The following is a 13,739-nucleotide window of genomic DNA, read 5'->3' on the forward strand; positions in this document are numbered from 1 at the left end:
TCTCCGGGCGACTGCGCCAACTCCGCGGAGCGCGAGTTAATCACGCCATTCGCGCAGGCCCCCAGAGCAATAAATCTATCGTGGGGATCCGGTATCCGGTCTTGACCGCGAGGTCGGCGCAAAGTTCGTGAGGCGTGACGCCATGCGCGTCCGCCAGTCTTTGCAAATGCACGTCCGGCTTAGCGACGTCGGCGCCGAAGTTCTTCGCAAGATGGTATTTCGTGATCTCGCCGATCCAAGGCAGCGACGCGCACCACGCCAATTTATCCTCCGCCGCAAGAAATTCGGTCAGCAGCATCTCGCGGTCGCGCCAGATCCGATCCATCGCCGCGCTCTTGCCGACGTGACCAAAGACGGATCCAGCCGCGCGCCCTTGGCACAAGGCGTCTCGGACTTTCTCAAAGATTCTCCGTGCGACAGTGTTTTTCATGCCGCTGTTGCAGATCACGAAAATCGCTTCCAGAGCGAAGTCGTCCGCGTTTGTCGGAGGCTTGCTCGCTTCGGACCAGGCGACATCGTCTTGGAGAAAGCCCAAAGCTGCGAGGCGATTGCAGATCGTCTGGAACGTCGCGAGATCAAGCACGCTTATCGACCGTCCCTTTTGCTGCGGGCCTCCCCGTGGCGACATTGCGAACAGCCTTTAAGGCGCGATCAATTGATGGCTTCGACAGGGGTCGCCCGGTCATGCACTCAGCCGCCCAATGATCCCGCGCGCCAATTGCCTCGACCCGAGGATTTGGATGCGGCGTCGGATTTGGGCCTTCGGCGCGAAATCCGAGTGAATGCAATGCGTACCAGAGCCTGCGATCGACCAGCTTCAAAAACGCGAATTGCGCCGGCGCAAGCACACCGCCCGCACACCGGGCCTCGACCAATGCGCTCATCAGGCCCGGCGTCGTGAAAAAATGCCGCCCCATCGTTTCGAGGACAGTCGCCGTCATATCGCTATCGGAAAGCCAACGATCCCCGGCGGCGGCGACGCTTGCCGGGAAAACAAGCGCGCCGCGCGGTCCTTCCCCGATTTCGCGTTCTCCTTTCGGCAAGGCGTCCGAGAGATCGCCCAAGAAGGCCAGCGCTTCGTCCCGGCGGCCCGCGCCAAGAAGCGCGAACGCAGCCAGCAAGCAGCGGACATGAGGCTGAGCATATCCCGGACCACGCCATGCAGCGCCAAGCTGTGCAGCGAGCTCGCTCCGCGCAATTCTCTCCGCGAACGACCCATCCCTGGCTGTCGCCCATGCCTTGATCCATTCGCGCGCGGTCAGCGCGGGGTCTGCTGGTCGAGGCTCGTTCTCGCCGATATCGCTAAGCCGCAAACGGCGGCCGACGAACGCGGAGGTGTATCGAAACACCCGCGCCTGCTCGCGCATCAGGCCTTCGAGATCGAGATTGCGGCAATAGCGGGCCGCCGCCGCCCCACGGAAGCAGACCGCCGCCAGGATCAATACCGCCGCCATGGCCGGATAAAGAAAGAACCCGCCGATCTCGCGCAGCAGATGCACGAGCTGCATGGTCTTCACCTTTTCGGGATTGGCCGCCAGCATCTGCGCGTCCGCGATTTCAAACCGGCTTGTGAATTGGTGAATGAACCGCAATTGCCAATGGAGGCCCTGGATGACGACCCGGCTGATATCGCCATGTTGGAAATACCAGGCCAGCCAGCCGCCGACGCCGAGGCCGCCGACGACCACGATCAAGGATAGAATCGTCGCGTCGCCGCTCGAAGACGTCTGAGGCCGGTTTGGCGCGCGCATCACCGCGCCTCCCCGCCGGGCAAGGCGCTCGCTTTGGCCGACGCCTCTTTCTCGAGTCTCAGCGCCTGGCGAAGCACCTTGCGGAGATAATCCGTCTTATGGACTTCGGTATGGGAGTGATAAAGTCCGACGCCTTCCCAAAAATCTCCGTTGGCCTCGTCGAGCGCCTGGCGCAGGATCCAGGCGCCGGCTTCGACATTGGCGCAAAACTGGTCCCGCAGCGCCAGATAGGTTTGCGCCGTCGAGGCGCGCCAATGCGCGGCGAGCTTCGGCAGCCAGGTTTCATTGACCTGCATCGGCCCAATATCGACCGTCTCATTCTTGTTCCCGCTGACCTCGCCGAGCTTGCCGTTCTCGACCTCGAGCAGGATTAAAATGACCGCTGGCGGCAGGTCATGCGCCTCGGCCGCGGCGAAGATGCAGGCCTCGATCGACGCCTCCGTCCCGAGATCGCCGGCGGCGCGCGCCGGAGCTGCGCCGATCGCCGCCGCGGCTAGAAGCGCGAGCCCGAACCGCCGCATCACGCCCGCCCTTGCAGGTCGAGGGCCTTCGCCTTCTCCCGAGCCTCGGCGCGCTCGAGAGCATCCTCCCAAACATAGGCAAGCTCATTGACGACGATGCCGTCCGGCCGCAGCGCTTGCGCCGCAGCCTCCATCAACGCAAGCAGCACGTCGGTAATGCGCGCCGCGCCGATTTTCGTGACGCGATAATCGAACAGCGCTTCAGGATCGCGCGCGATCTCGAGCCCAAAGCCGTCTCCGACCGCTTCGCGCCAGACCGCTTCCGCCGCGACGAGAAACACAGGCAACAGCCCGTCCGCAGCCGCCGCGCTGTCCGCTGGCGTCACAAACACCGCGCCTCGCGCGTGATCCTCGAACAGGATGGGCTGACCCACTCCCCTCAGCAAAATTTCCATGGCGCGCCCAACTTTCGCGACTTCGATGCCCTCGCTCATGCGAGCCTCCTTCGTTTCCAGGTGGGCACAGCCGGCCTGACCGGCCCCACGAGCCAACGACGGATCAACCGCAACATCGACGGAACCGTCAGCCCGAACCAACTCGTGACCAGAAAAAATGCGACCCCGCCGAGCGCAATGTAGAAGGTCGCCCAGCTCCAATAGACAACAAAAGTAAGCGCCGGGAAGCAGGCCCTCGCGTCGAGAATCAATATCTTCACCGGCATCGCCGTATTCCGCCACATGTTGCTCTATCCCCTAATTGGCGCTCCACCGATAGGCCTCGCATGCGCGAACCGCCTCCTTCAAAAGAGCCTCATCCGATCTCCCGGAGCTCGTAGGCCGCCGTCTCCTTCGTGATCCGTCCCGCCCTTAGGGCGTTCTCGATCGCGACCTTGTAGGACTGCCCCTGTTCTTCGACGGCTTTCCGCGTCAGGCTCGGCCATTGGCTTGGGTCGGTCTCCAAAAATTGCGTCCGGAGGCTTCTGTCGAAAGCGAGATATTCCCTCAACGGGACGCGCTTGCCGTCCGACGAGCTGGTCAAGCGCTGATTGATGACAAGCCGCAAGGACTGCGCGACCGCGCTGATCAGATTGTCCCGCTCGTCCGGCGGACAGAGACTCGCGATGCGTTGCATCGTCAGCGGCACGTCATTGGCGTGGATCGTCGTGGTCAACGCATGGCCCGAAATCGCCGCCTGAATGGCCGCCGCCATGGTCACGCTGTCGCGACATTCGCCGACGATAATGTCGGTCGGCTCGCGCCGCATGCAGCCGCGAATAAACGCCTCGAACGACGGCAGGTCGCGCGGGATCTCGGTTTGGTTGATCGTTGACGCCCCGCTCCTCACCCGATCGAGCAGGAATTCGATCGGGGCGGCGCCCTCGACAATATTGTAACTCCAATTCGATTGAAGCTTGGCGACGGTCATCCCAGCGATCAGGGTCGATTTGCCCGAGCCCGTCGCGCCGGAGACGATGACCATGCCTTCGCGCGGCCGGAAGGCGTCCAAGATCCCCACCTCGACGAGCTGGGCCTCGAGTGACGGCGGCATGCCGGGGATCGGCCGAAGCACAATATTCGCGCCCTCGCGCCGGCTGGTGCGCGTCGGCGTGGCGTTCAACCGAAACCGCAAACGCTCGGTCCGTCTCACCGCGATCTCGTAGGTGACGTCAAAGTCGCCGCCGCCCTGCAGCCGCGCCATCCCATCCGCGCCATAGAGATGGTTGACGATCAGCGCGATCTCAGCCTCGTCCAGCGAGTCACGCGTCGCGACGTAATTGCGGCCGTGAACCCTGATCCATACCGGATGCGCGGTTTGAAACGCTATGCGCGACGCGCCGATCCGATAGGCCCAGGACAGAAGCGAGTCCAAACCTGGCGCATATTTGCGCGGCTCGGCTACCCACCGCTCGCCCTCGCCGTCCCAGGCATCGCCGCCCAACGAAGCGGGACCTGCGCCGCCCTCAACACACTCAAGCATCACGGTTCCCTTTCAGAGCGCTTGTGTAGTGGACGCGCTCCGCCATCCGCCGCGCCTACGCGGCCTCATCGCCACGACTCGCGCTAAATCGGTCAGTTCCGCTCGAGGCCGGGCTGGATACATGTTCGAGCGATTGCCGCATGTCGTGAATCGGCCGGAGCACGATCTTTGCCCTCGCGCTCCGGTCCACGCAGATCGAGGTCGCATTAGCCCAAAAAACGATACGCCGCGTCGCGCCCACGCCGATCTCATAGATCACGTCGAAATCGCCGCCGCCTTGCAGCCAGGCGGCTCCGTCGCCGCCATAGAGATGGTTGACGATCCGCCCGATCTCGGCTTCGCTCAGCGACTTCCGCGTCGCCCTGGAATTGCGGCCGTGAACCCTGATCCTGACCGGATGCGCGGATTGAAATGCAATGCGCGACGCGCCGATCTGAGTGGCCCACCACAAAAGCGCATCCAGCCCAGGCGCGCGCTTGCCCGGCTCGGCGACCCAATTCTCTCCTTCGCCTTCCCAGATAACGCTCTGACTTGAACCTGGGGCGCCGCAATTGCCGTCTCTAGGGTCGCTCATTGGTCTCGGCTTTCTCAGATCTGTGCGCTCACTTCGGACAATCCCGCGCGCCCTTCGGCCATGAACGGCGATCGGCCTGAAGGCCGCGTTGCTCGGTAATCCGGACGATCCGGTCGCCAGCGCGCAATTCGCCGCCGCCGCCATTCACGACGCTGTTTTGAAACACGACCTTGGGATGCTCCACGAGCCCTGCACGCAACAGCACGCGATAGCGCGCCATTCCGACGATCTCCCGCTGCAGGCGGCCAAGATCCGAAAGGAAGATCTCGACCGCCTGCTTTTCGCCCTGCGCCCATCCCTCGGCGACGAACTTGTCCCAATAGGCCGCCTCCTGTTCCGTCCGCGGCAGGACCGCGTCGCTCGGACGTTGCGGCCAACCCCAATTGCGCACGAGATAGGCGCGCCAGTTCGGCGGCGCCGAGGCGAGCTGAGCCTCGCGGGTGATCTGGTAGATGCAGGCCGTCTCTCGCGCGACCTGGGCGTTCTCGCCCAGTGCGAAAGCCATCTGCGCCTCCGTGACGATCGGCGGGCGCATCAAGGTCTGACCGTGGCCGAGCGGCAGAACCAGCGAGCGAAAATCATAGGCGTCGTCGAGCAAAGCCTCGTAGCGGCGAAGCATTTCATTGATCCCGAAGGATCGCGCCGAAAGCCCGCCCTGCGCGCCGAAGGTAAGCCCCGCCTGATGCAGGATCTCCGCTCGCCCTGGCTCGAGGCCGAGATCGGTCCCGACGCCGCCGGCCCGCACCGCCTGCAAGGTCTCGATCGACGGCGGCCTCTCGCCGCCAATCACGCCTGGAACCTGCGCCGCCCCGGTGATCGGCTTGTTCAACGGGTTCCCGAGCGCATAGGCCGCTTCATCCACCGCCTGAGGCGAAGGCGCGGGAGGCACGGGAAAAATCGCCACCCCGTCGCCGGCGAAGGAGACCGATCCAAAGAGCAGAGTGAGTGCGGACGCGCCCGCCAGCGCCTTGGCCCTTGCGCTAAACATGATGGATCACCTGGACGCGCTGATGTTGGGGATCGACCTCGACGGTCGCCTGGGCGCCGGCCGCCTCTCCGATCGCCTCCAAAATTTCGTAGACCCGCTGAGGCCCCGTATGGATCGAGATCGGCACGGGAGGCGCCCCAAGCGCCGCATTGCTCGATGACGCATAGCCGATCGTTTTGGCGAGCTTTTCGACCGCGCCGTCGAGCGGGCCGTTCCATTCGAAGGCGATCACCCGGTCGAGTTCGCCCGGCACGACCGGCGGCGCAGCGCGCGGGGACGAGCCAGGCTTCAATTGGCCGATCTCCCGCATTTCGGCATCCACCCGATGGATGCTCTCGCGCATCGCGATCTCAGGGTTCGGCATGCCCGGAACGTCGACCGTCGTGGCGACGGGATATGTCGCGCAGCCCGCCAGTGGCGTCAGCATCAGCAGACTGCATGAAATCAGGGAAATATTTGCTTGCATGGCGATGATCCGATCTTCCTTCACATCACGCTATGCGCGACGCGCGCGAACGCGAACGCAGATTGGCGAAAACCGGCGAATGCCGCCGCCATTTCATTCGGACGCCATAATCCCACGCAACGGCGATCTCTTCCCGGCGCAGTCTGGCGCAGTCGTCCCCCGTCCCTGGCGATTCGCCAGGCGCCGCATCGGCGCCGCCGACAATCGCCGCGCCGAATGGAACGACGACATTCGGACCAAGTTGAACGCGCAGACTCGCCATGACCGTTTCTCCTGTTTTCGCTTCATCAGGAGGATCATTCAGGGCGCTTGCGCGAATGAACTCACCTATTGCGCGGCGATCGGCGCGCGGTCGAAATCGTCGACGCCTTCATAAGGCCGCAGCTTCAAGCCGACGCCGCGACCGTCGACCAATTCGTCCGCGAGCTCGTCGATCACCCCGGCCTGCGCCCGCGCGTCGATCTCGCCGCTGCGCAATCTTTCCGATTTGCGCCGCTCGATCTCTTTCAAGGCGGAGCCGCTCGGAAATATCTTCGACAGGCGGCGAAGCGCCTCGGAGAAACCGATCCTGTCGTAAAGCCGGTTGCGCAGGGCGGTGTCGCCCGGCGTCGTCGAGAGCGCCCAAAGCTCGATCGGCCCGAGCGTGTTCACGAGCTTCTGTTCATATTTGGCGTTGTCGACGTCAAGGATCGCCAGGAAGGGCGCGCCGGCGGGCCCAGGCCCGTGCAACCCGAAGCGCACGACCGCAGCGCTCGCCTCCGACAGGTTAAAGCGGGTGATGATCTCGTCGGCTTCCTTCTCGTCGCCGGCGCGCAGGACGAAGCGGCCCGTCGATTGGCTCACGATGCCGTCACCCATGTCGCGCAAGCGCTGGCTCGAAAAGCCAAGCTGGATATTGTGCTTTCGCCCCTCGCGCACGTCGAGCTGGGCTTGCGCGCGGACCTGCGGGCTCCCTTCGGTGCGGTGCCATTCGTCATAGTCGAGACGCTTGACGGTCTCATAGGTCTCCTGGAACCTGGCGCGATGATAGTCCCGCACATGCTCCGGGACGTAAGGCAGATAATCCGGCTTCAGGAAGAAATTGCGGGCGAGAATATGCCGCCCCAGGAGATACATCATCTCGGTCTGCCGATTGGCGGAGGCTGACCCCGTCGGCGCGACCTCGGCCAGATCGAGCACGATGATCCGCGCCGAGCCGAAATCGAGCTTCGTCGGCGCGTTCAAGGTCGGAAACTTCCGGATCACGCTGAAAATATAGCGGGCGAACAGTTCCGACGCCTGCTCGGCCGTCAACGCGATCTTGAGATTGCCGAACATGTCCTTGACTTGCTCGGACCGGCTCGCATTGATCAAATCCTCCAGCTTCGGAACCGCATGGCGCTGCGCGATCTCGGCGAGCCTGTATTCGCCGACCCGGCACAGCGCGGTGACGACGTCGCGCCAATGCGGATCGTCTTCATTCAATGCGATTCCATATTTGACGATCGCCGCATCGACCGCCGGCTCGACATTGCGGCGATAGCGCTTGGGCGAGGCCCCCGGAACGTCGGTGCAAAGCCGATAGGCCTCGTCGATCACGATGCCGATCATCTGCGTCATGCCCTCATAGGGCGTGCTCGTGTCCTCAGGCAGGGTGATCAGCGCGAGGAAGTTCTGCAAAAACGCGCGTTCGAGCGGCAAAGGATATTCGCAGCCGACCTGCAGATCGAAAATATTGAACTCATAGCCCAGCGCGAACTGCATGGTCGTATAGATCGCCTCATGCCGCCGCGCGGGACCAAGAGCCTCCTGCATGAGGCGGACGAACCCTTCCGCCGAGGAGCCGATATCCACCTTGCCGATCAGCGGCAGCTTCGCGCCTTGCGCGCCGAGGACGGCGGTGCTGAGACAAAGCCCGAGGTTGATCGTGTTCGCCAAGACCGATTTTCCAGAACCCGGCGGCGCGACGAAAATATCGAGCACCATCGGCCGCTTCGATCCGCCTGACGGATCATAGGGCCACAGAGCCCCATGCGGCAGACGGAACAAGACGCTGCCATGCTCCCAGGGCGAGGCCGTCCGACTCCAGGGCATCATCGCCAGGGCGTCGCCGAGCAAAGCCAGCGACGGGTTACCCGTCGAGGCCAGGGACAGGCCAGGCACGCTGCTCATGGCGCCCTCGAGCGGATCGCCCGACACCGAGGTCGCCTTGCAATTGCCCCAGCCTTCGAGCCGCTGCGACAGGGTCGACGCGCGCCGGCGCAATTTGCGCGTTTCTCCCGCCGGCGCCCAGGTCGCGAAGCTCGCCCGCATCTTGACGCTGATATGATTGTCCTGCTCGCGCGCCGTCCGGAGCCCCGCGAAGGCGCGCTGCAGATCCCGATTGGCCGGGAACATCGCCAAGAAGGACGCGCCAATCTCCTTGAACATCATGCCGGCGCGCCCGCCGCCCTCGATGATGACGGCCCCGCGCCAGGGAATGCGATCCTGCCCAAGCCAGCCGGAAAGCTCGATGAAGGGTCGCGGATCCTCCGGCCCGATCGCCATATCGACGCCGGCGTAATCGTTCTCGCCGATCTCGACCCGCAGCCCGCCATGGGTGATGGCGTCCGCATGAAAGATCTGGCTGCGCAGCGAGGGCCACAGCAGGCCTTCCTTGCTCGGGTTCGCTTCCTCCTCCTCGGGCAGCCGGGGCATGACGCGATCGCCTGGAAGGATCGCCCGCCAGGCTGAGCCTGCCGTCTCCCGGTAGATCGCCTCGCGGACCACGGTGAGAGAGTCGCGCGCGGTCAATTCGACGGCCCCGACCTCGAGCCCTTTCAAGGTCGAAACCACCCGAGAGACGAACCCCGAGTGATGCGCCGCCATGACCTCGCTGCGCAGGAAGAACTTTTGCGCGTCGCCGATCCGCGGACAGGCTTTCGCCGCCGCCTCCTGCTCCTCCTTGGCCTGCTTCACCTCTTCCTTGGTCAGCACGGCGCGCCGCGTCCAGAGAATGAAATAGGCCGCCTCCCAGCGCATCATCCCCGGCCAGAGCCGCATGCGCTCGTCCAGAATATCGTCGAGGTCGATCTTCATCTCGTGCGCCACCTGCCGGCAGGCGCCCATATTGACCCGCTCGATCTCCACTTCCGCGAGATCCGGGTCCGACAAATACCAGCCGACGATCGCATGGCCCTTGGCCTCGAGCGCGCCGGACAGATCGAGCCGCATCGCCGCGGCGACCCGATCGACGTCGGCGCGCATCGCCATCCGCCGCATCCCGTCGAGCCGCACAAAGCTCAAATAATCCCCTTGCCGCGTGATCAAGGCGTCGCCATGCGACGTCTCGATGTCGCAGAACCCTGGGAGCGGCTGTTTCAGCGACAATGAAAGGCCCGCCAACCCGCGCGCGATGCTCTTCAGCATGGTCATTCCTCCGTGCAGAGTTCTGGAAGACATAGGCTCGCCGCCGCTTCGATGAAAGCCGGGCGCCGGGACGGACCCAGCCAACGCGCGGCCGCCCAATCGAACGGCTTCGGCCGCTTGAGTTTGCGCTGGGAGGGCGGGATGAAGCCGGGCACGCAACGTTCGGCGAGCACGACGTCCGAAGAACGCGTCAGCGCATCCCTGCGTCCCGGCGGGATCAGAAAGGTCGGCAAAACTGCCCCCGGCCGCAAAGGCGCCGGCCAGCGGCCCTCGTCATCTCGCATCCACACGAACCAAGCATACCAGGTCGCGGTCGCGCAGCGCGGGTCCCACCCGCCTTCGCAAATCGGAACCCTTTCGATGAAGGGCGCGATCAGCGACGGCGGCCGCGGCACGTAGACGTCTCGATAGCGGTTTTGGCCCTCCAGCCATTGCATGCGCTGAAACAGCGCGACGCCATGGCGCGCCCGCTGCAAGGCGCGATCGAGAAACAAAGAGGACGAGCCGAACGGCGGATTGGTCATGATCCAATCGCTCGCCGGTCCCCGCCAGTCCTCGACCAGAAAATCGGCGATTTCGATCCTCGGCGGGAGCGCCGGGCGGGCGACCGGATAGCGATAGATGTCGCTCGCAAATACATTTTCGCAATATTCGGCGATCACATCGCTCATATGGCCGAGACCCGCCGCCGGTTCGGAGATCACGAGCCGGGGACCAAGCCGTCTGCCGGCGACGATCGGAGCCACATGTTCGAAAAAGCTTCGCGTCGCCCAAGGCGGCGCCGGGAACAGTTCATATTTTTGCCAAGGCGCCCCGTCGGACAACCGCTTGCGTTTCATCGCGCGGACCGCGGTGTGGCCCCTACCCTCTACGTCAGCTGCTCCGTCCAGGACATCCAGCATGTCAATGTCCGCTCACGACTTCCCAGCCTGCGCTGGTCAGCTTCACAATGACCTTCCAATTCTGCTTCCCGGCGCCGGCCAGAATTTGCGCCTCTCTCGGGAAGGCCGAGGCAATGCTCGGCGCTTTCGCCCAATCCGCCAGGTCATTGATCTTGTAGCTGTAGGTCACGCGGACTTGCTGATCCGCGCCCGGCTTCGTCGGGCCCTCCCATTTCACCACCTTGTCCAGGGCTTCCTTGCCGTAGCAAAAATCGCCGCCCTTGATCTCGCCCGCATTGGCGAACAGGCCTGACCTCGAAAGCTCCCGATAGAAGGTCTTTCCCTTGTCGGACAATTGATAGCGCTTGACCGCGGTCCGAAAGCCGGTCGGCTTGCCAAATATGTTCTTCTCATCCACAGCGGCGGGCTCCGAAGACACGAGCCCTGCGGCCTCCAACGCCTCCAATTGCCCTGAGGCGAGCAAGCTCCCCGGCGCGACGTCGATTGGCCATTGCCTGATGTTGAACCCGAGGCAGAGGTCGCCGGTCTCAGTGAGAAAACTGGAGATCGCGGCGCCGAAATTGGCTTCGCTCGCGTCTTCCTTGCTCCCGCAGCCGGCAAGCGCCAAGACGCAGCAACCAAACATCAAAACTCCCGCCCGTAAGCTCATCGCCGCTTCCCATGTTTGACGCCGTCGCCGGCGGTCTCGCCCGGCTCGGTTTGGCGCGCCTCGTTCAACTGCTTGATCAAATCTGGATAGATATCTTCGCCGTTTCGATAAAAGCGGCCGAGCGGCAAGAGGCGCACGCCAGCCAACAATTTGTCTCGTCGCCCATAGTCCTCGGCCGAAAGCCGCAACAAGGCTTCCCCCAGGACTGCCGGAGACGTTGACCCCAATCGCTCCACGGCCGCGGCGGCGCGCGCGCGAAAGGCGCCATATGCGGAAGCGGCCGCCAGGACCGAGCGATGGTCCGACTTTGGTCCCCGGCTCAAGTGGGGCGCCTCCCCATGCGCGGCCAGCGTCTGATGCACGCCGCGCATGCAGGCGTTGAGCGCGCCTTGCGTCATCTCGGGCAGCCAGATCAGAAGCGCCTCTTCCTCGATCGTCAGGCGCTCGAGATGTTGGGCGAGATGACAAAGCACGCAGGCGACGGCAATATTTGTTGGTCTTTCGTCGCCGTGATCGCCGTTTAAATGAAAGCGCTCCCGCCAGTTCTCGGCTTCGAGGCCGCAAAACTGGCAGGAGCCGGAACTGCCGCTATCCAAAGACTTATGCGTCTCGGAGCCGAGGCAATAACTCGACGCATGCGTTGAGAGGATAAGCGGCAGAAGAGGCATGACCCACCGCTTACTGGAAGGTCACCGCCGCCGCGGTGCTGGTGATCGTCGCCGCGCCGCCGGAGGTTGTCTGCGCAGCCTTGTTGATCCAGGCGCCGCCGGCGACGAAAAGGCCGGTCAGCACGAGCCCCGCCGCGCCCGCCGCCACATTGCCGCTTTCGCGGTTCTCGGGCTGACGGGACTTCCAGAGATACCAGACGCCGGCGATGAAGCAGATCAACGCGGCGGCGTACATGGCGGTGCTGCCAGCGAAGCCCGACGCAGTCGAAAATTCGGTCGCCATGCTTTGCACCTGGCCGCCGATCGTGTTGCCGGCCGCCTGAGCGAAAGCCTGACCCCCGACAAGCGCCGAACCGACCGCCCCGCCCAAGAGCGCTTGAAGGCGCGCTTTCGCAGCGAAGGGACGTTTCGTGAAACCGAAAGTCCGCGCGATCGTTTGAACGCCGCCGACTGCAACATTGAACGCCACGACAAAAAGAGCCTCGAGGCCCCTCTTCGCGGATTTGAAAACGTTGAACGTAGATTTGAAATGTTTCTTCACGTGTTGCTCCTAACGAATGTGAGGGACACCCCTCGCAAAGGAGCTTCGCCGCGCCCTGCGCGAATGAAAAACGCCCGTCAAGAAAAAAAATGAGGACGCCAAAACGCCTAGTGAAAGAGCGAAAGCTGAAACGGCATGCGCTCTATTCGCTCAGCGAATCGCCGCGCCTCCCGCCAGTCATTCGCATTTCGGCCCTGCTTTCTCGCAGCGTAACTCCACGCCATCGAATCGGCCGAGTCCAACCACTCGCGAATCAGGCCAGAACTGAAGGCCGCGACCTTGACGCCGAATCCGTGAAGCCGGAGATCCGGCCGGACGCCCTTTATCGCCCGCAGCACGGCCTCGATCGCCGTAGGATCGCCATTGCGCTTGCAGACCGAACCGACGCCGACCCACATGCCGGACTTCAATCGATCGCCATATTGCCTGATATGATCGACATATTCTTCGGGCCGGTAACCCTGAAGAACCGGCATGACGTAAACGTCGTCGATCAGCGGCAGAAGAGCGTCATAGCGCTCGATCGTCAGTCTTTGATGATCGGCGACGATCAACCCAGTCACGCGCAACATCGACGGCTCGCACATATAGTCTTGCCCGACCGCCGCCAGTAGACGGCCGCAGACCTTCCAGCGATTGATCTGGGCTGCGTATTCTTCGACGCCATGAGGATAGCCCCCATGCGTCAGAATCGTGCTGAATGCGCCCGAATCCATGATCCAGTCGCCGCCAGCGAACGCGCTCTTGCGCGATCGGAGGCGGTTGACCGAGATGCAGGCCGCGTCAAAGCAGCGCGCGTCGGAGACTTGATGAAGGCCGACGAAGAAGCGCACTCCTCACGCCTGGAACATTGTCACGAGCCATTGCGTGATCGTCGCGATGTTGATCAGCATCACTCCGAACACGAATTGAACGCCGCAGCTCGTTGCGGACCGGTTGCTCCGGCCGTTGACGACCGAGCGCCAGGCGAGGAACGCAAAAAAACATGCCATAGCGCCGAAGCTCTGAAAGAAGCCGAGAAACAGCTGCACGACATTGACCACTGTCTCCCCAGGTCCTGCGCCGAGGACTCCGCCGATCGTCGGCGGCGTATAGCTCGTCAGGGCCGTGACCGAGACTTGCAGATTCGTTCCGGCGGTCGCATTGGCCATGGTCAAAGTCCGGTCGAAGGTCGAGAAGACGCCGGAGAGAACCAAGGAGACAAAGGGGATCCACGGCTTGCCGCGAAACGGGTTTTCTGGATGCGACTGCATCCAGAACCCCCAGCCCGCGAAGAGAAAGCACACCAGCGCCGCCGCATAGCAGAATGTCGGCAGCAGGATCGCGATCGCATTGCCGATCTGCCCGGCGAAATTTACCAGCCCTTGCATGGCCG

17 protein-coding genes are annotated in these 13,739 nt (G+C 63.5%); all 17 read right to left on the minus strand.

Features of this window, described 5'->3' with window-relative positions:
• Positions 1 to 40: 40 nt before the first annotated feature.
• Complete coding sequence (locus tag RZS28_RS18735; RefSeq protein WP_318655193.1) at positions 41 to 583, minus strand: hypothetical protein; 543 nt, start codon at positions 581 to 583, stop codon at positions 41 to 43.
• Positions 576 to 1,751, minus strand: coding sequence for a hypothetical protein (locus RZS28_RS18740; protein ID WP_407341211.1), 1,176 nt, complete (start codon positions 1,749 to 1,751; stop codon positions 576 to 578). Before RZS28_RS18740 ends, RZS28_RS18735 begins: the two co-directional genes overlap by 8 nt.
• Positions 1,751 to 2,272 carry a lytic transglycosylase domain-containing protein gene (locus RZS28_RS18745; protein ID WP_318655194.1) on the minus strand — a complete coding sequence of 174 codons (522 nt, stop codon included), beginning with the start codon at positions 2,270 to 2,272 and terminating at the stop codon, positions 1,751 to 1,753. The genes RZS28_RS18740 and RZS28_RS18745 overlap by 1 nt, the downstream gene beginning before the upstream one ends.
• Complete coding sequence (locus RZS28_RS18750; protein ID WP_318655195.1) at positions 2,272 to 2,706, minus strand: hypothetical protein; 435 nt, start codon at positions 2,704 to 2,706, stop codon at positions 2,272 to 2,274. Before RZS28_RS18750 ends, RZS28_RS18745 begins: the two co-directional genes overlap by 1 nt.
• On the minus strand, positions 2,703 to 2,951 hold the full coding sequence (gene icmT / locus RZS28_RS18755; RefSeq protein ID WP_318655196.1) for an IcmT/TraK family protein: 249 nt from the start codon (positions 2,949 to 2,951) through the stop codon (positions 2,703 to 2,705). Before icmT ends, RZS28_RS18750 begins: the two co-directional genes overlap by 4 nt.
• A 71-nt stretch (positions 2,952 to 3,022) precedes the next feature.
• On the minus strand, positions 3,023 to 4,189 hold the full coding sequence (locus tag RZS28_RS18760; RefSeq protein ID WP_318655197.1) for an ATPase, T2SS/T4P/T4SS family: 1,167 nt from the start codon (positions 4,187 to 4,189) through the stop codon (positions 3,023 to 3,025).
• A 55-nt stretch (positions 4,190 to 4,244) separates the two neighbouring features.
• A complete protein-coding gene (locus RZS28_RS18765; RefSeq protein ID WP_318655198.1) occupies positions 4,245 to 4,763 on the minus strand; it encodes a hypothetical protein in 519 nt (172 codons plus the stop codon).
• Positions 4,764 to 4,791: 28 nt separating this feature from the next.
• Positions 4,792 to 5,751 carry a type IV secretion system DotC family protein gene (locus tag RZS28_RS18770; protein ID WP_318655199.1) on the minus strand — a complete coding sequence of 320 codons (960 nt, stop codon included), beginning with the start codon at positions 5,749 to 5,751 and terminating at the stop codon, positions 4,792 to 4,794.
• Entirely contained in the window at positions 5,744 to 6,217 is a 474-nt protein-coding gene (locus RZS28_RS18775; RefSeq protein WP_318655200.1) for a DotD/TraH family lipoprotein, read from the minus strand. The genes RZS28_RS18770 and RZS28_RS18775 overlap by 8 nt, the downstream gene beginning before the upstream one ends.
• Before the next feature lie 25 nt (positions 6,218 to 6,242).
• Positions 6,243 to 6,479, minus strand: coding sequence for a hypothetical protein (locus RZS28_RS18780; RefSeq protein ID WP_318655201.1), 237 nt, complete (start codon positions 6,477 to 6,479; stop codon positions 6,243 to 6,245).
• 65 nt (positions 6,480 to 6,544) lie between these two features.
• On the minus strand, positions 6,545 to 9,604 hold the full coding sequence (locus RZS28_RS18785; protein ID WP_318655202.1) for an ATP-binding protein: 3,060 nt from the start codon (positions 9,602 to 9,604) through the stop codon (positions 6,545 to 6,547).
• Between the two features lie 2 nt (positions 9,605 to 9,606).
• Positions 9,607 to 10,506 carry a hypothetical protein gene (locus tag RZS28_RS18790; protein ID WP_318655203.1) on the minus strand — a complete coding sequence of 300 codons (900 nt, stop codon included), beginning with the start codon at positions 10,504 to 10,506 and terminating at the stop codon, positions 9,607 to 9,609.
• A 1-nt stretch (position 10,507) separates the two neighbouring features.
• Positions 10,508 to 11,155, minus strand: coding sequence for a hypothetical protein (locus tag RZS28_RS18795; protein WP_407341212.1), 648 nt, complete (start codon positions 11,153 to 11,155; stop codon positions 10,508 to 10,510).
• Positions 11,152 to 11,823, minus strand: coding sequence for a hypothetical protein (locus RZS28_RS18800; RefSeq protein WP_318655205.1), 672 nt, complete (start codon positions 11,821 to 11,823; stop codon positions 11,152 to 11,154). The genes RZS28_RS18795 and RZS28_RS18800 overlap by 4 nt, the downstream gene beginning before the upstream one ends.
• A 10-nt stretch (positions 11,824 to 11,833) precedes the next feature.
• A complete protein-coding gene (locus RZS28_RS18805) occupies positions 11,834 to 12,364 on the minus strand; it encodes a hypothetical protein (protein ID WP_318655206.1) in 531 nt (176 codons plus the stop codon).
• 107 nt (positions 12,365 to 12,471) lie between these two features.
• Complete coding sequence (locus tag RZS28_RS18810; RefSeq protein ID WP_407341213.1) at positions 12,472 to 13,080, minus strand: hypothetical protein; 609 nt, start codon at positions 13,078 to 13,080, stop codon at positions 12,472 to 12,474.
• A gap of 120 nt (positions 13,081 to 13,200) precedes the next feature.
• Positions 13,201 to 13,734 carry a hypothetical protein gene (locus RZS28_RS18815; RefSeq protein ID WP_318655208.1) on the minus strand — a complete coding sequence of 178 codons (534 nt, stop codon included), beginning with the start codon at positions 13,732 to 13,734 and terminating at the stop codon, positions 13,201 to 13,203.
• Positions 13,735 to 13,739: the final 5 nt, after the last annotated feature.

Origin of the sequence: Methylocapsa polymorpha (assembly GCF_045689225.1) — a bacterium.
GTDB classification, from domain to species: domain Bacteria; phylum Pseudomonadota; class Alphaproteobacteria; order Rhizobiales; family Beijerinckiaceae; genus Methylocapsa; species Methylocapsa polymorpha.